This window comes from Neobacillus paridis, assembly GCF_016765675.1.
Taxonomy (GTDB): domain Bacteria; phylum Bacillota; class Bacilli; order Bacillales; family Cytobacillaceae; genus Neobacillus; species Neobacillus paridis.
On record NZ_JAESWB010000371.1, the window covers coordinates 136,247 to 154,664 of the forward strand.

Here is an 18,418-nt window from a genome sequence, read left to right on the forward strand (position 1 = left end):
TTTGGTTGTAAAAAAGTAAAATGGGTAGATATCGTCATAATTTGTGTTGGAATCTACTTAAGAAATGTAGATTTCACCTGAAATCAATATGACCACATTTCAAGTAGATATCCACCATTAGAAATAACAACTTATTCCTTGTCATTCAATGCAACGACGCCTGGCAGTGCTTTTCCTTCCATAAACTCTAAGGACGCACCGCCGCCTGTTGAGATGTGGCTCATTTTATCGGCTAAGCCAAATTTTTCAACTGCGGCTGCAGAGTCACCGCCGCCAATGACGGAATAGGTATCTTTAGCCTCTGCAAGTGCTTCAGCAACTGCTTTCGTACCGCCGGCAAATTTGTCCATTTCAAACACACCCATTGGTCCATTCCATATGACAAGCTTCGATTTTTCAATGACATCACGATAAATGGACGCTGTCTTTGGACCGATATCAAGCGCCTGCCAGTCAGCAGGAATATCTTCAATGGCAACTACCTTGGTGTTAGCATCTGCTGAAAATTCATCAGCAACTACCGCATCAACTGGCATATAGAAATGTACACCTTTTTCCTTTGCCTTTTCCATAAACGACTTAGCTAGGTCAATTTTGTCTTCTTCAAGCAGTGATTGGCCGATTTCGTGGCCTTGTGCCTTAACGAACGTATAGGCAAGGCCGCCGCCAATAATGAGATTGTCGACTAATTCAAGCAAGTTCTCAATGACTCCAATTTTGTCTTTTACCTTGGCCCCGCCAATGATTGCGGTAAATGGACGTTCCGGATTGGACAGTGCCTTACCGAGGACATCAAGTTCTTTTTGCATTAAAAAGCCGCTGACAGCCGGCAGATAGTGGGCAATCCCTTCTGTTGAGGCATGAGCCCGGTGTGCCGCACCAAAAGCATCGTTAACATAAAGGTCGGCCAGCTCGGCAAAAGCTTTGGCAAGATCAGGATCATTCTTTTCCTCGCCAGGATAAAAACGCACGTTTTCAAGCAGCAATACGTCGCCATCGTTCATCGTGGCAATCATGGCTTTGACAGAATCGCCGCAAGCTTCATCTGCTTTTTTCACCTCTTGCCCTAGAAGCTCGGATAGTCGAACCGCTACCGGAGTCAAACGCATTTCCTCCACCACTTTACCCTTTGGACGACCAAGATGGCTCGCTAAAATCACTTTGGCACCTTGTTCTACCAAATACTGAATCGTTGGTAAAGCTGCACGAATCCGGGTTTCATCGGTAATTTTCCCATCTTGCATTGGCACGTTGAAGTCGACCCGGCAAAAAACCCGTTTTCCTTTGAGATCGACATCTTTTACCGTTTTCTTGTTCATCAAAAAGACCTCCTATGTATTTGGCTTTTTGTACAAACGCCTTTTGAAAAATGGTTACCGGTCAAAAAGGCGCCATTTACATAAAAAGGAGCGGGGGCTCGTTAAAGCAAACTCCCCGCTCCCCATGGAATACCATAATTATTATAAACAGTTTGTGATAAAAATACCATTCATAACCAAAAAAGAATTAAAGTCCTTTTTTGGCAATGTAGTCAACAAGGTCAACGACGCGGTTTGAATAACCTACTTCGTTATCGTACCAGGATAATACTTTCACCATGTTGCCTTCTAGTACCATCGTTGAAAGAGCATCAATCGTTGAAGAAACAGTTGTTCCGTTATAGTCACGAGAAACCAGCGGAAGTTCAGAGTAAGCTAAAATTCCTTTTAATGGTCCTTCAGCAGCTGCTTTTAATGCTCCGTTGACTTCTTCGACGGTAACATCTTTTTCAAGTTCCGCGACCAAGTCTACTACTGACACGTTTGGAGTTGGCACGCGCATGGCCATACCATTTAATTTACCTTTTAATTCCGGTAATACAAGCGCAACTGCTTTTGCTGCACCCGTTGTCGTTGGGATCATACTTTCAGCAGCAGCACGGGCACGACGGTAATCCTTGTGCGGCAAGTCAAGAATTTGCTGGTCATTGGTATAAGAGTGAACCGTTGTCATCATACCGCGTTTGATACCGAAATGGTCATTCAATACTTTTGCAAATGGTGCCAAGCAGTTTGTTGTACAAGAGGCGTTGGAAACAACATGGTGGTTTGCCGGATCATATTTATCTTCGTTAACACCCATAACAATGGTGATATCTTCGTTTTTACCTGGTGCAGAAATAATAACTTTTTTTGCACCTGCTTCAAGATGTTTTGCAGCATCTTCACGTTTTGTAAAACGGCCAGTTGATTCGATGACAACTTCAACACCAAGGTCGCCCCAGCCAAGTTGTGCAGGATCACGTTCAGCAAGCACTTTTACTTTATGGCCGCCAACAACGAGGTATTCGCCATCAACGGTAACATCTTCTTTTAGTGTTCCATGAACAGAGTCGAATTTTAAAAGGTGAGCCAACATATTAGCATCTGTTAAATCGTTGATTGCCACAATTTCAACATTGCTATTGTTTAATGCTGCTCGAAAAACGTTACGTCCAATACGACCAAATCCATTAATACCAACTTTTACTGTCATGATATAGTTCCTCCTTTATTTGGATAAGGATAAATTATTAAAAAGGGATTACCCTTTTATTAACCATTCTGCAGCCCCTTCATCGGTGATCAGAATCGTCGATGCGGGTGCTTTTTTCATGTAGGCTTTGATTGCCTTTGCCTTTGAAGCTCCTCCAGCAACTGCTAAAACATGGGGGATATCCTCGAGGTCCTCAAGCTGAATTCCGAGTGTTAGCACCTTATGAACAATTTCGCCAGCCTCATTAAAATAGTAGCCAAATGCCTCCCCCACAGCCTGGTTGTCAGCAAGCCGCGAAAGCAGCTCGGGAGTGCTTTTCCGGCGCTTGGCCATTGTAATAGCATCTCCAATCCCATGAAGGATCATGTTAGCTGACTTTATTAAATGTAAATTTTCTTCGATATCCGGCTCTTTAATCAAGGATTGATAGATTTCTGTACTCACCTGGTCAGGCACATAAAATACCCGATGTTTGCCATTTGTGTTTCTGGCCATTATCGCACAAATCGTGTTGGCTTGATTTTGAACATCTTCACCGATTCCGCCGCGAGCTGGCACAAATAGCAATTTCTTTTCCTCCGTTTCCGGTGTTAACTTCTCTGCCACAGCCGCCATTGTTGAACCGCCAGTAATGGCGATGATATTTTCCCCTTGCAAAAGCTTTTTCATACAGGCTGCTGCTGCTTTGCCCAGTTCACTTTTCACAAAAGGGGACTCATCCGCATTTCCCGGTACGATGATGACTTTTTTGATGCCTAAGCGATGCTTGAGTTCCAGCTCCAGGACATCAATCCCTTTTAATTCGCGCATCAACCCTTCTAAATCCTCAAGGAGGTTTTTTCCTTCCTGAGTTAATCTCATTCCCGTATTACTGACGGTAATAAGATTTTGATCTTTGAGGAAGTCTACTTCACTACGGAGAATTCTCTCCGTTAGATCAAGACTGCCGGCTAAACTTCTTCTTCCCACAGGCTGCAAATATCTGATAGAACGAAGGATCGCATAGCGTTTTTGCAACACTGGCAGGAAATCAGGTAATAGTCTTTTGGTAATATCAATAAAAGACTGCATCTTTGCTTCTCCTTTATTATTATATGCAGTTGGTCAAAAAATGTCCATCATAGACATATTATGTCCCGCCTGCTGCAAAAAAATCACCCCGTCTACGTTTTTTATTGTAGCAGTAGTGATGGCCAATTTCAATCATTTTGCTCCATTTTGCAAGCGGTTACTTATGTCAATTTTATTAACAATTCCATAAGCAACCTCTTCACCGTCGATATGGACGACCGGAATCATCAAACCATAGCGCTCGGTGAGTTCGTCACTTGTCTCAATATCCACTTCCTCCAACGTAAAATGATATTCTTCCCTCAACTCGAGCAAAACAGCCTTCGCTTTATCACATAACGGACAACGTTTCCTCGAATATATCGTTACGACTCGTCTTGGCATATTATTAGAATTCCTTTCTAAACTTGCGTTTGCGTGGTAATACTTGGTATTTTGTCCACTCCAGACGGACAAATGTCCACGGATGGTGTCAGGCACCAAATTAAAGACACCAAATTAGTTAAATCTTTTTCTCTTGGATGAGGATGGGATGCCTAGTTGGTCACGGTATTTGGCGATGGTTCTGCGTGACACGATGATTCCTTCGGTTATTTTTAATTGTTCCACGATGTCTTGGTCGGACAATGGTTTTGCTTTGTCTTCCTTTTCGACTAAGCGGGTGATGGCCTTTTTAACTTGGGCAGAAGAGGTTTGTTCATCGCCGACAACTGTTTGGATCGTGCTTGTAAAAAATGATTTTAAGGTAAAAGTGCCAATCGGTGTTTGCACATATTTCTCGCGGACAGCCCGGCTGACCGTTGATTCATGAATATCCAGTTCGGCCGCCAGCTCCTTCATCGTCATAGGCACCAAGCTTTCAGGACCATTTTCAAAGAAAGCGGCTTGCTTTTCAACAATTTTGGTGACAACCCTTGTCAATGTTTCACGCCGCTGTTCAATGCTTTTCAGAATCCATTGATAATCCTGAACCTTATCTTGTAAGAAGCGGTTAACCTGCTGATCCTGATTCTTAAATTGGTTATAGTACTGCTGATTAAAGCTGATTTTCGGAAGCATGTCGTCGAACATTCGAACCGTTAAGCCTTCAGGAGTTTGTTCGACAATTACGTCCGGAATGATATAAGCAGAAGTTTCATTCCCCAATACAGCACCCGGCTTTGGATCCAATAGTTGAATTTCATCAAAAACATCCTGGATATCCTTTAGCGTTACCTGCAGTTCCTTGGCAATTTGCCTCCATTTCTTTTCAGCAAAGGGGACAAAATAATCGGAAATGATTTTCTTGGTCAGTTCATTATCAGGATATTCATATTCTACTTGGATAAGCAAGCATTCTTGCAGATTTCGTGCTCCAATTCCAATCGGTTCCAGTGACTGAATCATCATCAAGCAAGCTTCAACCAATTCTTGGTTTGTTTGCAGCTTTACTGCAATTTCAGCCAAATCTCCGGTAAAGTAACCGTTTTCATCCAAGTTATAAATTAAATGGCGAATCACGCGTAATTGGTCATTTGATAACGCTTTTATATTAAGTTGCGATATTAATTGTTCTTCTAGTGAAAATGGTTTGGCAGCAATTTGTTCAATCCAGTCCTTTTCCACTTTTTGATGCTTCCGACGATTTCGGTCTATTAGGGGATTCATCGGCTGCACATTCACTTGGTCAATTTGGATTAAAGGATTTTCAAGCGCCTTATTCTCCAAAAACTCCGTCAGCTCTTGCGTAGAATATTGCAACAAAGCAATTGCCTGTGACAACTCTTGAGTCATTGTGAGCTTCAGTGTTTGCTGCTGCCATAAACCTGCTTTTAAATTCATAACACTCCCCTCCTTAAGGTTATTTTACATGAAACAAGAGCTTTGGTGTATGGAAAATTGTTCAATCTTCAATTTTTGTTTTCAATTGTCAGAAAATACAAATAACAGCAAATCGCTTATTAAAAGAAAAAACCTCCTATCACACAGATAAGAAGGTTTCTTTGAGTGTACTCTAGCGCCCTCGGAGGGAATCGAACCCCCAGTACAAGAACCGGAATCTTGCGTGTTATCCGTTACACCACGAGGGCTTAATATTAGCGACTTACATATTATAAGTCACTTTGCTTCACTTTGCAAGTGCAAATTTTGTTTTAAATTGCAGCCTAATTGGTTAAGCTGATTGAAGGAAAGATGTCGAAAAAAATGAAGGCTATATTGTTTGACCTTTATTGACCAATAGTGTATGATAACAATACATAGTTTAAGCCTTTTAATTAAAGGAGGAAAGAAAAATGAATCTAATTCCTACAGTCATTGAACAAACAAATCGCGGTGAAAGAGCGTATGATATTTATTCCCGTCTGTTAAAAGACCGGATCATCATGCTTGGAAGTGCCATCGATGATAACGTCGCCAATAGTATTGTCGCACAACTGCTATTCCTGGAAGCGGAAAACCCAGAAAAAGATATTACCCTTTATATTAACAGCCCAGGCGGCAGTATCACTGCTGGTATGGCCATTTATGATACGATGCAGTATATTAAGCCGGACGTATCGACCGTCTGCATTGGGATGGCGGCCTCCATGGGAGCATTTTTGCTGGCAGCTGGTGAAAAAGGAAAACGGTTTGCCTTACCAAATGCCGAAGTCATGATTCACCAACCTTTAGGCGGTGCCCAAGGGCAGGCAACGGAAATCGAAATTGCTGCTAAACGCATCCTTTTCTTGCGCGAAAAATTAAACGGTATTTTAGCCGAACGCACCGGTCAGCCGATTGAAGTGATTCAGCGCGATACTGACCGCGATAACTTCATGACAGCTGAAAGAGCAAAGGAATACGGTTTAATTGATAACATTATTTCCCGCAATATTCTTGATAAAAAAGACAAATAAGAAGAAATGCCGAAGTGCCTTGAACAGCCCCGACAAGCATAAGACGAGCTGGCAAGAAGGCTATTCTTTAGCCTTCTTTGACAGTTTGGCTTATGACCTCGAGGGGTTAGGCACTGAGGCTAGACAATTTTCAAAGAACAACCAGCGTTAATCTGTTGGTTGTTCTTTTTTACAAATAAAAAGGGCTAACCCATTGGCCAGCCCGCATGTTTATGTTTAGTGATCCTTTTCGATAAAATCAGTTAACGTCTGAATCGCAGTCTCTTCGTCTTCCCCGTCAGCAATGATCGTAATTTCGACACCGGAACCGACTGCCAGGCTCATTAGCCCCATAATACTTTTGGCATTCACCCTTTTGCCATCCTTTTCTAAAAAAATATCAGCCGAGAAATGATTGGCTTCCTGAACAAACAGAGCTGCCGGCCGCGCTTGTAACCCCGTTTTCAATTTTACTTCCACTTGTTTCTCTAACATAATCCAAATTCCTCCTCAAATTCTCTCTATTCTTGTTTATTTTTTCACAAAGTTAAATCTGTTTATCCTTCGTGGGCAGATCCCCGGCACGCAGCTTTTCGGCAATCTCATCAATTTTCCTTAAGCGATGATTGATTCCAGATTTGCTAATTGCCCCGCCCGTCACCAGCTCGCCCAATTCTTTCAGCGTAACATCGGTATATTGCAGGCGAAGCTCAGCAATTTCCCGCAGCTTATCGGGCAAAATTTGCAGACCTACGGTTTGATCAATATAACGGATATTTTCGACCTGCCTAATTGACGCCCCGATCGTCTTATTGAGGTTAGCGGTTTCACAATTTACCAGCCGGTTAACAGAATTACGCATGTCTCTGACGATCCTGATATCCTCAAAACGGAGTAAGGCATTATGTGCACCAATAATGTTTAAGAACTCGGTAATTTTCTCCGCTTCCTTTAAGTACGTAATAAAGCCCTTTTTCCGCTCGAGTGTCTTACTGTTGAGCCTAAAGGAATTCATCAATTCACATAAAGAATCATTATGTTCCTTGTAAAGTGAGGAAATTTCCAAATGATAGGATGATGTTTCCGGATTATTCACCGAACCCCCGGCCAGAAAAGCACCGCGCAAATAGGAACGCCTGCAGCATTTCTTCTTTACAAGTTCAGGTGAGATGTCATGAATAAATGTAAAGCCTTCACCTAAGATCATCGTATCTTCCAAAATTTCTCTTGCTTGTTGCATTAAGCGGACAATGTAGACATTGTTCTTTTTCAACCGCATTTTCTTTCGTACCAGCAATTCAACTTGGACGTCGTATCTTTTTTTTAATAAAGTATAAATTCTCCTGGCAATGGCCGCATTTTCCGTTTGGATGTCAACCACTACCCCACGATTGGAAAAGGAAAGGGAACCATTCATGCGAATAAGAGCCGACAGCTCCGCACGAATACAGCAGCTTTTCACTTCCAGATTAGTTAATTCCTTTTTCGTTTCCGAAGCGAAAGACATTCCCTCACCTCCGTTAAAAATAGATATGGTATTCCCCGCCGCCATATACTGTAGAATTTGATTCAGAGACTATTTCCTCAGACACTGAAAAATTCCGTTATTGCGGGGGTACTTAAAAAGTGCTGCCTTTGCTCTTTCCCATACTATATAATTTATTTACGCTTCATACCGTTATATAGTTTCATTAATGAGCAAATTATATAAAATTTTTGCCACTTTTTTGGGATCATGCCGTAATGCCCCATTTTCGAGGTTGGCAATATCGGCATGGACGACCTCAATTCCCAGTTCATATAATTGCGGCAAATCATATCGTACCGGGCTGGCCAGTTCTTCCTTATAACGAAGCTGCACATCCTGCGGGATTTCTCTGTTATTTACCAGAATGGTATTGATAAACGCACAATTCATATGATGATAAATCGCCTTCACATGGTCGCTTGCGGCAAAGCCGTAGGTTTCTCCGGCTTGGGTCATTAAATTACAAATATACACTTTTTTTGCCGCTGCGTGACAGACGGCATCCCCTAATCCGGGGACTAGTAGATTTGGCAAAATACTCGTATAGAGACTGCCGGGGCCGATAATAATTAAATCAGCCTGATGAATGGCCTGAAGGGTTTCCGGTAACGGAAGAATATTTTCAGGCGTCAAAAACACCCGGTTGATTTTTTTTCCGGAATAAGGGATCTTTGATTCTCCTGAAATAATGGTGCCATCTTCCATTTCAGCGTGTAATACTACACTTTGGTTGGCCGCGGGCAAGACCCTGCCGCGAACATTCAAGACCTTACTCATTTCCTGAATCGCATATACAAAATTACCGGTAATCGAGGTCATGGCTGCTAAAATGAGATTGCCAAGTGAATGTCCTGAAAGTTGATTCGTTGTTTTAAACCGATGTTGAAACATTTCCTCAACAAGTGGTTCCACATCCGCCAATGCCGCTAGTACGTTGCGGACATCCCCCGGCGGTGGAATATTCAGGTCTTCGCGAATTTTGCCTGAACTGCCGCCATCATCGGCAACCGTTACAATGGCGGTTATTTCAACAGGATATTGCTTTAGGCCTCTTAACAAGACCGGCAGCCCTGTTCCTCCGCCGATGACAACAATTCTGGGCTTCTCATAATCACTCATGTAGTTTTTTCCTTTCTCTTCTCAATGTCACGGTGTGAAATAACGGTTTTGTAATCCTTTTCAAAATAGTGACCGATATACTCAGCTAAGGCCACGGAACGATGCTGCCCGCCGGTACAGCCAACGGCAATAACGAGCTGAGCCTTCCCCTCACGTTTATAATGTGGGAGCATGAACCCCAGCAAGTCTGTCACTTTTTCAAGAAATCGCTGCGTTTCATTCCATTTCAGAACATAGCTGGATACTTCCTCATCCAGTCCTGTCTTGGGCCGCATATGCTCAATATAATGGGGGTTGGGCAAGAAGCGTACATCAAACACGAGGTCAGCGTCAATCGGAAGTCCATATTTAAAGCCAAATGACATGACATTGACGGTAAAAATGGATTGCTTATTCGCGGTAAATTCCGTTACAATCTTCTCCCGTAATTCTCGCGGTTTCATCTGGGAAGTGTTGTAAATTAACTGGGCCCTTCCCTTTAACTCTTCCAAGAGCTCTCTTTCAAGGGTTATTCCTTCAAGCGGAAGTCCTGATTTGGCAAGCGGATGCGACCTTCTTGTCTCCTTGTATCTGCGGACTAATGTGGCATCATCAGCATCTAAAAATAGGATCTGTGGGGTCACCCAAGAAGTTTCTGCCAAATCATCCAAAGCCTTAAACAGATGGTCAAAAAATTCCCTGCCCCGAAGATCCATGACAAGGGCCACTTTATTCATTTTATTCCCGGATTCCTTCATAAGTTCAAGAAATTTCGGAAGCAGCGTAGGAGGCAAATTATCAACACAGAAAAATCCCAGATCTTCAAAACTTTGAATCGCAACAGTTTTCCCAGCGCCGGACATTCCGGTAATGATCACCATTTGGATATCACTTGTCGAACCGGTACTCATTGTTTTTCCCCCCTAACTTGGATCTAATCGATAATTAATGAGCTGAAAGTCTTTTGTATAGGTAAAAGTGCCATAGATGATTCCTTTGCCGTGAATCATGTAATCAATAATGTGATAATCACCGGCAGCCATCGGCAACGCTTTGATCGATTCAATTGAATGCCATTCGAGCTTTCCTTCCTCAGATTCGTCGAGATCCACCCCATCTGATTCGGTTGCCACGAACGTAAACATCATCCATTCCGAAAGAAGCTGGTCTCCTTCTTTCATAATCATCGTAAAAATCCCTTTTAACTGAGGGTTTTTTAAGTATACTCCGGTTTCCTCACGAAATTCCCGGATGCAGGAGTCGCGAACCGATTCACCCGGCTCCATCTTGCCACCGGGAGCCACCCACCAACCGCGACGCGGCTTTTGCAGCAATAATACCTTTTTGTCTTTAATCAGTACACAATTGGTGACCCGCTGCATTCTACTCACCTTCTCTTTGAAAAAGCGTTGAGTGCTTCAAACTCCAAAAAAATTTTGTTCATTTCATTATACTATTTTGGCAGCGTAAAAAAAAGCACAGGCTGCTGGTCCTGCGCACGAAAAAATATATTCTTAAAGGGGGTCAATTACTCTTATCATACCCTAACAATATTTCACAGTTGTTACAGTTGAGTGATAATCAAATTACTATTTTATTTCTTTAATTTCATTGCTTCTTTCAATTCTTCCACATAGTGTTGAGCCGTTTGCGCGGCAATACTCCCGTCACCTGTTGCTGTAACAATTTGGCGCAGTGTTTTTTCACGAACATCCCCAGCAGCGAAAATCCCAGGTATCTTCGTTTCCATATTTTCATTTGTTTCAATATAACCATTTTCATTGGTTATTCCCAGTGCTTGAAATGGCTTTGTCAGCGGGACCATGCCAATATAAATAAACACACCGTCTGCCGGCAGTTCCTGTTCTTCGCCGGTTTTTGTTGATACAAGCGTGATACTGCCCACTTTTCCGTCCTTTTCGTTGATCGACTTCACCGTATGATTCCAGATAAAATCAACTTTCTCATTCGCAAAGGCACGATCTTGAAGGATTTTTTGTGCCCGCAGCTGATCGCGGCGGTGAACAATCGTTACCTTCGAAGCGAAGCGGGTTAAATACACTCCCTCTTCAACCGCGGAGTCACCGCCTCCTATCACATAGAGCTCTTTCCCTTTGAAAAAGGCCCCATCGCACACGGCACAATAAGAAACGCCGCGGCCGCCGAGCTCCTGCTCACCGGGAACGCCAATTTTTTTATACTCTGCACCGGTAGCAATGATAACGGCATACGCTTTATATTGCTTTGAACCGGCTTTGACCAGTTTGTAGTCCCCGTAGTCGATAATCTCTTTTATATCACCATAAGCATATTCAGCCCCGAATTTCTTCGCATGCTCAAACATTTTTGTCGATAAATCAGGACCAAGAATGCTCTCATAGCCCGGATAGTTTTCCACCTCTTCGGTATTGGCCATCTGCCCGCCTGGCATGCCCCGCTCGATCATCAGCGTTGACAGATTAGCACGCGATGTATAAACAGCTGCAGTCATCCCCGCTGGACCAGCACCAGCGATAATGACATCATAAATTTTTTCTTCTGTCATTTTTAATTTCACTCCTTATAAAAAAGCTAGAACATTTACAATATGTGCCAAACTATAAATTACAAAAAAAAACGATTAAGCATTAGTATTCCCTACTTAATCGTAATAAATATTTCAAATAGAGTCCAAAAATCTGCTTGCTTTTAGCGTAAAAACTCCTGAACCAATTTCACATATTTGCCAATTGTTGCAGTCGAAATATCATAGCGTTTGGCCATTTCCTGCTGCGATACTTTTTCGCTGCGCAGCTTGTGCCAGGTATATTCCACTGCACCTGCCCAGGCGCGTTTATTTTTCAAACGGACGCCTGCTTTAGATGCTTCGGCAAACACCGAAAACCACATCAAGTAAAGACCTGCTTCGATGGTTCCGATCGGCTGGTAATTCTCATAAAAAAGTTCTGCTATTTCTTGTGCGTCCGCTGTCCGGGATGGTTTGCCGGAGCGAATCCAAGAGATATATTCCTTTTCCAAAGCGGTAAACTTATGATTTTGAAACAATTTTTTCGAGGTGATAATCTCCTCTTTTTTATTTGAAACAGTCGTCAGAAACAAGGCAAATAACCGTTCTTCCACATAGTCACTTTCCATCTTTTGAAAAATGGAGCCTGACATATTCTCTAACCCACTGATTTGGTCCTGATTGTCATTCCAAGGTTCACTGCCTTCTTTTTCCGGATTTAGTTCCAGCAGCTTATTCCAAATGGCTTTGGCAAACGTTTCATGACCGGTATGGAAGGCTGAGTACGAGAGCCAATAATAGAATGGACCGTCGCCATCATAACCGGTTTTATATAATTTTTTCAGCCAAACATAGGCCAGTTCATATTCGCCTACCAAGGCAAACGAGGTCCCCAGCTTAAATTGATGCTCGCTTAAGAGCGGCTGAATTTTTTTTAACGAGGCCATGCATTGCTCGACATATTTAAAGCGTCCCTGATAGTGGGCAAATATCATCTTGTTGCAGAGGGCATGAAGATTTCCCGGATTTCGCTCCAACACTTCATTTAAAATGGCTTCGGCCTTTTCAGGTTTGCCTAGATAAAAATAAGCCAGCGCCAGGTTGTTGTAAGCCGACCAATACTCAGGGTACTCTTCGATGACTTCCTTAAGGATCTCAATCGCTTTGGGCAGGTAGCCCGATTCCAGGAGGTCGCGTGCCTGTTCCTGTTTCACGATCAGATCATCCTGCTGGTAAAATTCATCTTCAAGCTCGCCTGCTTCAAACGAAAGCAGTTCAAGCAATTCCTCGGCATCTTCAGAAAAATCACCATCGGGGTCTGCTTGTAAATACAGCATCGCATGGTGATAGGCATCTTTAAAAAATCCTAGATGGGCATAATTATTCGCTAAAAAGTAGTGACATTCCACCATTTCGTGATCAAGATCTTCAAGGATGAGGTGTAACAGCCGATTGGAATGTTCAAATTCGCCCAGTTCTGTTGACACAATCGCCAACTGGCAGGCAATCATCGGTTCACCCGGCTCAAGCTGAAGCGCCCGTTCCAGATATTTTTTTGCGTTTAAAAAATCACGTCGATGATATGCCTTGATTCCCTTTTTAAAGTAATATTCCCCCGTCGGAATAAATGAAACAATTTTTCCTTTATGAATTGTTGCTTTTGCGTTTTTACTCATGAAGTCCTCCATCATCCTTTCATACCCTATGAAGTATAACATATTTGGATGGCAAACGAGAAGGGATTCCGAATGCTGTTTCTGGAAAATGTTTTGGCTGGGTTTACTCGTCTGTTTTACAGATTTACCCGTCGAAAATGGAGATTTACCCGTCTAATTGTTGAATTTACCCGTCAAAATGGTCATTTTACCCGTCTGTTTTGTGATTTTATCCGTCTAACCATTTAAACTGGTAAAATAATCCGAAAAAACACCACAGTATCAAGGACTGTGGTGTGACAAAATTTTATCCTTATCTTTTTACACGGTTAGGACCGGTCTTTTTGATGGTGTCTTTCTTCTAATGTTTTTAATATTTCAGTGAAGGGCAGGCCTTGCTCGACCAACAACACCTGCAAGTGGTACAAAAGATCTGCCGCTTCCCACTTCAGCTCCTCATGACTGCGGTTTTTCGCGGCGATAATCACTTCGGCCGATTCTTCCCCGACTTTTTTCAAAATTTTATCGACACCTTTTTCAAACAAATAGGTGGTATAGGCACCTTCGGGACGCTCCTGCTCGCGTTGTTGGATGATTTGTTCCAGCGTTTGGAGAATCTGATAATCACCCAGATTGGTTTTTCGTTCCGCCACTCCTTGGGCAAAACAGCTAACGGCACCGGTGTGGCAGGCCGGCCCTTTTGGATTTACGAGGACGAGCAGCGCATCTTGGTCACAATCGTACTGAATGTCGACAACGGTCTGCGTGTTGCCGCTTGTTTCCCCTTTATGCCACAGCTCTTGGCGGGAACGGCTGAAGAACCAGGTTTCACCGGTGGCAAGCGTTTTTTCAAGCGATTCCTTATTCATATAGGCCAGCGTTAAGACTGCCAAGGTTTGCGCATCTTGGATAATCGCCGGAACAAGTCCTTTTTCATCAAATTTGATTTCGTTCGAATTCATCGAACCGTCACTCCCTTTTCCCGCAAATAGCTTTTCACTTCTTGCACTGAGGTTTCTTTATAGTGAAAAATCGAAGCCGCCAAGGCTGCATCTGCCTTGCCTTTTTCAAAGGCCTGAGCAAAATGTTCGGCGTTTCCAGCACCGCCCGAGGCAATGACCGGAATGGTTACCGCCTCACTAACTGCCTTTGTCAATTTGAGGTCAAAGCCATTTTTTTCACCATCACTGTCCATGCTTGTTAGCAAAATTTCTCCGGCGCCAAGCTCCGCTGCCTCCCGTGCCCAGTCGAGCACCGTTTTCTCGGTCGCTTTCCGGCCGCCGTGAGTATAGACCCGCCATGTATCGATGTCCGGGTCAAACTTGGCATCAATTGCCACCACGATACATTGCGAGCCGAAAAAGTCGGCGCCCTGTTTTATTAGTCCGGGATTTTCGACGGCAGCTGTGTTAAGCGACACCTTATCGGCTCCGGCACGGAGAATTTTTTTCATATCCTCAAGGGTGTTTATCCCGCCGCCGACCGTAAACGGAATCGCCAGCTGCGAAGCGACGGCTTTGACAACCTCCACCATTGTTTTTCTGCCTTCAACTGAAGCAGAAATATCTAAAAACACCAGCTCATCCGCTCCCTGCTGATCATAAAAGCGAGCCAGCTCGACCGGATCGCCGGCATCACGCAGCTGCACAAATTGAATTCCCTTGACAACGCGTCCATCTTTTACATCGAGGCACGGAATAATCCTTTTGGTAAGGGTCATTGGGAGCCCACCTCTTTCAACGCTTCCTTTAGTGTAAAGCGTTTTTCATATAATGCTTTTCCGATAATGACACCGCTGATCGTTTGGGCTTTTGCTAATGCCTTGAGATCTGTGAGACTGCTAACCCCGCCTGAAGCAATTACGTTTTTGCCGGTAACCTCGGCCATTTCGCTGACAGCCGCTATATTAGGTCCCGACAGCATCCCATCAGTGGCAATATCGGTAAAAATAAATGTCTCCGCACCGGCGTCCGCAAAGCGCTTGCCCAGCTCCATTGCCTTTACTGCCGAAGTTTCAAGCCAGCCATGGGTAGCAACATAGCCGTTTTTCGCATCGATGCCAATCGCAATGTGTGAGCCATATTTTTTAATCATTTCGATGGCAAACTCCGGGTTGGAGACGGCGATGCTGCCGATAATCACGCGGTCTATCTTGTTGTCCAGATAATGAACAATATCGGCCTCGGTACGGATTCCTCCGCCAATTTGAATTTTTACCTTTGGCAGCTTTTTTGCCGCTTCGATCACAAAGTTATTGTTAACCCGCTTGCCATCCTTGGCCCCATCAAGATCAACCATGTGAATCCACTCCGCTCCCTCGGCTGCAAACTGGCTTGCCATACCAAAAGGGGAATCAGCGTATATCGTTTCCTTATCATAATCTCCCTGCAAGAGACGGACACATTTTCCGCCCCGCATATCAATCGCCGGATAAATCGTAAACCTCATCGAACCGCTTTCCTTTCCGCAGCTATTTTTAAAAAATTGCCTAGCAACGCCATGCCTAGCTTGCTGCTTTTCTCCGGATGGAACTGCATGCCAAAAATATGGTCTCGGCCAACAACCGCAGCCACCTGCTCATGGTAGTCGGTTTTTGCCAGGGTAACCGGTGAGTTTTCTGCACTGACAAAGTAAGAATGGACGAAATAAACATAATCCTCTTCCAGGTTGGTTAATAGCGGCGAATCCTGGATAAACTCCAGCCGATTCCACCCCATGTGCGGTACTTTGTAAGCTGTCCCGTCATTTGTTTTTCCTGGAAAACGGCGAACACTGCCCGGAAGCAGACCGAGGCCTTTGGTAAAACCGTTCTCCTCACTACTTTCGAACAGCAGCTGCATACCGAGGCAAATACCGAGAAGCGGTTTCCCGCTAGCCGCAAATTGTTGTATTGTATCGGCGGGCAGCTGATCCATCGCATCACGAAAGGCGCCAACCCCGGGAAGAATCAAGGCATCAGCTGCCAGCAATTTGTGTTTATCAGAAGTTATTAAATAGTCGGCGTGGAGCCGTTCCAATGCCTTGCTGACACTGAACAGATTTCCCATGCCATAGTCTACAATTCCTATCATCGTGGCTACCACCACCCGAAATTTTTATATTGTGTCTTTGCGCTGAAATACTTGTTATTTTTAAATTGTGTCTTTGCGTTGCGATACTGGTTCTTTTATAGCATCCCTTTTGTCGAAGGAACCCCTTTGATCCGCGGGTCCACAGTGGTTGCCTCGTCGAGCGCGCGCGCCAGAGCTTTAAAAACGGCTTCAATCATATGATGTGTATTTTTTCCATAATGAATGATTACGTGGAGATTCATCCGGGCTTCCAACGCCAGCTTCCAGAGAAATTCATGGACAAGCTCCGTATCAAATGTGCCCACCTTTTGGGCCGGAAGCTCACCGCGCATTTCGAAGTGAGGGCGGTTGCTGAGGTCAACCACCACCTGGGCTAACGCCTCATCCATCGGGACAAAAGCGTTACCGTATCGCTTGATGCCCCGCTTGTTCCCCAGCGCCTCACGCAGTGCCTGTCCCAGGCAGATGCCAATATCCTCGGTTGTGTGGTGGTCATCCACTTCGGTATCGCCTTTGGCGTCAACGGTTAAATTGAATTGGCCGTGCTTGGTAAACAGGTCAAGCATATGGGTCAGAAAAGGAACGCCGGTTTCAAGGTTGGCGCGGCCTTCCCCGTCAATTGCTAATGTTAATTGAATATTGGTTTCGTTTGTCTTGCGTTCGATACTTGCCATTCTTTCCATGAGGTTCATGCCTCCTTGATTTGGATGGTGCGCTTAAGTAAGTTTTTATCTTGATGAAAGACCATACTGCCTTTTTTATAGGGCCCTTTGTCCTTTTAGCGTTTCTATTAAAGACAGTTTCACTATTTTTTCACGGTGTTTTGTCCCTATGGCGACAGTCTAATCTTTTTTATTTTTGAGACGGGTCTCCACTGCGCGGGCGTGGGCTTCCAGTCCTTCGATTCGGGCAAACGCAGCAATTTTCCCGGCATTTTCCATAAAAGCCTTCTTACTGTAGATGATCACGCTGGATTTCTTTTGAAAATCATCAACGTTTAGCGGACTGGAAAACCGGGCTGTGCCATTTGTCGGCAATACGTGGTTGGGCCCGGCAAAATAGTCGCCAACAGGCTCTGAACTGTATCGTCCAATAAATATCGCGCCGGCGTGGCGAATCTTCCCAAGCAGTTCGATTGGATCCGCAGTCATCAACTCCAGATGTTCCGGGGCCAGCTCGTTCACAACCTCTGCTGCTTCATCAAGATCCACGGTAACATAGATGGCGCCGTAATCGGTTAGCGACCGCTCGGCAATTTCACGACGTGGAAGCACCGCAAGCTGCCGCTCCACCTCGACCGAAACGGCTTCGGCCAGCGCCAATGAAGGCGTGATGAGAACACTGCAGGCCCGCGGGTCATGCTCCGCCTGTGACAACAGATCGGCGGCGATTTCATCAGCAAGTGCCGTCTCATCTGCTAAAATCGCAATCTCGCTCGGACCGGCAATCATATCAATATCAACATCTCCGAAGACCTCGCGTTTCGCAAGGGCAACAAATATATTTCCCGGGCCGGTAATTTTATCAACCGGGGAAATCGATTCCGTTCCATAGGCAAGTGCAGCAATTGCCTGCGCCCCGCCGACTTTATAAATTTCTTTGACACCCGCCTCTTTTGCCGCTACTAGCACGGCCGCCGGCAAACGTCCGGCACGGTCGGGCGGCGAGACCATGACAATTCTTTTCACCCCGGCAACCTTTGCCGGAAGCACATTCATCAGTACCGATGACGGGTAGGCAGCTGTCCCGCCTGGCACGTACACGCCGACTGAATCAAGCGGAGTTATTTTTTGCCCTAAAACCGTCCCGTTTTCTTCGGTTGTCATCCAGGAAGGGCGCAGCTGTTTTTCGTGAAAGGCACGGATATTTCCCGCAGCTTCACGGACAATGGCGATAAATTCCGCGGAAACTTGCCCGTAGGCGGCTTCGATTTCTGTTTCCTTGACCGCAAAATCAGCCAACCGCACCTGGTCAAATTTTTCCGTCAGCTCTCGGACTGCCTCATCGCCACGGGCCCGGACATCGGCAATAATGGTCTTGACGGCAGCCTCCTGTTCCAATGTTCCTGCTTCTACCGACCGCTTGATCGAAACGAGATCATTTACCTTTACGATTTTCAT

Annotated in this window: 20 protein-coding genes and 1 tRNA gene; 2 read left to right on the top strand and 19 right to left on the bottom strand. The window is 44.6% G+C overall.

Annotated elements, in window-relative coordinates; translation table 11 throughout:
• Positions 1-131: 131 nt before the first annotated feature.
• The 6 genes from JK635_RS22715 to JK635_RS22740 form a co-directional block, all read right to left on the bottom strand.
• Positions 132-1,319 carry a phosphoglycerate kinase gene (locus JK635_RS22715; protein WP_202656203.1) on the bottom strand — a complete coding sequence of 396 codons (1,188 nt, stop codon included), beginning with the start codon at positions 1,317-1,319 and terminating at the stop codon, positions 132-134.
• 187 nt (positions 1,320-1,506) lie between these two features.
• Entirely contained in the window at positions 1,507-2,514 is a 1,008-nt protein-coding gene (gap, locus tag JK635_RS22720) for a type I glyceraldehyde-3-phosphate dehydrogenase (RefSeq protein ID WP_202656204.1), read from the bottom strand.
• A gap of 48 nt (positions 2,515-2,562) precedes the next feature.
• Entirely contained in the window at positions 2,563-3,585 is a 1,023-nt protein-coding gene (locus JK635_RS22725) for a sugar-binding transcriptional regulator (RefSeq protein WP_202656205.1), read from the bottom strand.
• Positions 3,586-3,717: 132 nt separating this feature from the next.
• Positions 3,718-3,969, bottom strand: coding sequence for a glutaredoxin family protein (locus JK635_RS22730; protein ID WP_202656206.1), 252 nt, complete (start codon positions 3,967-3,969; stop codon positions 3,718-3,720).
• Between the two features lie 114 nt (positions 3,970-4,083).
• Positions 4,084-5,406 carry an RNA polymerase factor sigma-54 gene (gene rpoN, locus JK635_RS22735; RefSeq protein ID WP_202656207.1) on the bottom strand — a complete coding sequence of 441 codons (1,323 nt, stop codon included), beginning with the start codon at positions 5,404-5,406 and terminating at the stop codon, positions 4,084-4,086.
• Positions 5,407-5,582: 176 nt separating this feature from the next.
• Positions 5,583-5,654: transfer RNA gene (locus JK635_RS22740), tRNA-Arg, on the bottom strand.
• 204 nt (positions 5,655-5,858) lie between these two features.
• On the opposite strand from JK635_RS22740, the gene clpP reads away from it, so the two are divergent.
• Positions 5,859-6,461: an ATP-dependent Clp endopeptidase proteolytic subunit ClpP gene (gene clpP / locus JK635_RS22745; protein WP_202656208.1), complete on the top strand. Its 603-nt coding sequence runs from the start codon at positions 5,859-5,861 to the stop codon at positions 6,459-6,461.
• Positions 6,462-6,677: 216 nt separating this feature from the next.
• Here clpP and JK635_RS22750 read toward each other — a convergent pair whose 3' ends face one another.
• The 7 genes from JK635_RS22750 to JK635_RS22780 all read right to left on the bottom strand — a co-directional run bounded on the left by JK635_RS22750 (position 6,678) and on the right by JK635_RS22780 (position 13,248).
• The gene (locus tag JK635_RS22750; protein WP_202656209.1) at positions 6,678-6,935 is read right to left on the bottom strand and encodes an HPr family phosphocarrier protein; all 258 of its coding nucleotides are present in this window, start codon (positions 6,933-6,935) and stop codon (positions 6,678-6,680) included.
• A 52-nt stretch (positions 6,936-6,987) separates the two neighbouring features.
• Complete coding sequence (whiA, locus tag JK635_RS22755) at positions 6,988-7,947, bottom strand: DNA-binding protein WhiA (RefSeq protein ID WP_202656210.1); 960 nt, start codon at positions 7,945-7,947, stop codon at positions 6,988-6,990.
• 171 nt (positions 7,948-8,118) lie between these two features.
• Positions 8,119-9,087 (bottom strand): gluconeogenesis morphogenetic factor MgfK, encoded by a 969-nt coding sequence (locus JK635_RS22760; RefSeq protein WP_202656211.1) that lies wholly within the window; start codon positions 9,085-9,087, stop codon positions 8,119-8,121.
• The gene (rapZ, locus tag JK635_RS22765; RefSeq protein ID WP_202656212.1) at positions 9,084-9,977 is read right to left on the bottom strand and encodes an RNase adapter RapZ; all 894 of its coding nucleotides are present in this window, start codon (positions 9,975-9,977) and stop codon (positions 9,084-9,086) included. Before rapZ ends, JK635_RS22760 begins: the two co-directional genes overlap by 4 nt.
• 12 nt (positions 9,978-9,989) lie before the next feature.
• Positions 9,990-10,448 carry an 8-oxo-dGTP diphosphatase gene (locus JK635_RS22770; RefSeq protein ID WP_202656213.1) on the bottom strand — a complete coding sequence of 153 codons (459 nt, stop codon included), beginning with the start codon at positions 10,446-10,448 and terminating at the stop codon, positions 9,990-9,992.
• 212 nt (positions 10,449-10,660) lie between these two features.
• On the bottom strand, positions 10,661-11,611 hold the full coding sequence (trxB, locus tag JK635_RS22775; RefSeq protein WP_202656214.1) for a thioredoxin-disulfide reductase: 951 nt from the start codon (positions 11,609-11,611) through the stop codon (positions 10,661-10,663).
• 143 nt (positions 11,612-11,754) lie between these two features.
• Complete coding sequence (locus JK635_RS22780; RefSeq protein ID WP_202656215.1) at positions 11,755-13,248, bottom strand: tetratricopeptide repeat protein; 1,494 nt, start codon at positions 13,246-13,248, stop codon at positions 11,755-11,757.
• Between the two features lie 72 nt (positions 13,249-13,320).
• Between JK635_RS22780 and JK635_RS22785 the strand changes: the two genes are divergently transcribed.
• Positions 13,321-13,476, top strand: a complete 156-nt coding sequence (locus JK635_RS22785) for a hypothetical protein (RefSeq protein WP_202656216.1) — start codon at positions 13,321-13,323, stop codon at positions 13,474-13,476.
• Between the two features lie 80 nt (positions 13,477-13,556).
• Here the strand turns inward: JK635_RS22785 and hisIE are convergent, their stop codons facing one another.
• The 6 genes from hisIE to hisD all read right to left on the bottom strand — a co-directional run bounded on the left by hisIE (position 13,557) and on the right by hisD (position 18,418).
• Positions 13,557-14,189: a bifunctional phosphoribosyl-AMP cyclohydrolase/phosphoribosyl-ATP diphosphatase HisIE gene (gene hisIE, locus JK635_RS22790; RefSeq protein ID WP_202656217.1), complete on the bottom strand. Its 633-nt coding sequence runs from the start codon at positions 14,187-14,189 to the stop codon at positions 13,557-13,559.
• Positions 14,186-14,947 (bottom strand): imidazole glycerol phosphate synthase subunit HisF, encoded by a 762-nt coding sequence (gene hisF / locus JK635_RS22795; protein WP_202656218.1) that lies wholly within the window; start codon positions 14,945-14,947, stop codon positions 14,186-14,188. Before hisF ends, hisIE begins: the two co-directional genes overlap by 4 nt.
• The gene (gene hisA / locus JK635_RS22800) at positions 14,944-15,675 is read right to left on the bottom strand and encodes a 1-(5-phosphoribosyl)-5-[(5-phosphoribosylamino)methylideneamino]imidazole-4-carboxamide isomerase (RefSeq protein WP_202656219.1); all 732 of its coding nucleotides are present in this window, start codon (positions 15,673-15,675) and stop codon (positions 14,944-14,946) included. The genes hisF and hisA overlap by 4 nt, the downstream gene beginning before the upstream one ends.
• The gene (hisH, locus tag JK635_RS22805) at positions 15,672-16,298 is read right to left on the bottom strand and encodes an imidazole glycerol phosphate synthase subunit HisH (protein ID WP_202656220.1); all 627 of its coding nucleotides are present in this window, start codon (positions 16,296-16,298) and stop codon (positions 15,672-15,674) included. Before hisH ends, hisA begins: the two co-directional genes overlap by 4 nt.
• Before the next feature lie 95 nt (positions 16,299-16,393).
• Positions 16,394-16,981 (bottom strand): imidazoleglycerol-phosphate dehydratase HisB, encoded by a 588-nt coding sequence (hisB, locus tag JK635_RS22810; protein ID WP_202656221.1) that lies wholly within the window; start codon positions 16,979-16,981, stop codon positions 16,394-16,396.
• A 159-nt stretch (positions 16,982-17,140) separates the two neighbouring features.
• Positions 17,141-18,418 (bottom strand): histidinol dehydrogenase, encoded by a 1,278-nt coding sequence (hisD, locus tag JK635_RS22815; RefSeq protein WP_202656222.1) that lies wholly within the window; start codon positions 18,416-18,418, stop codon positions 17,141-17,143.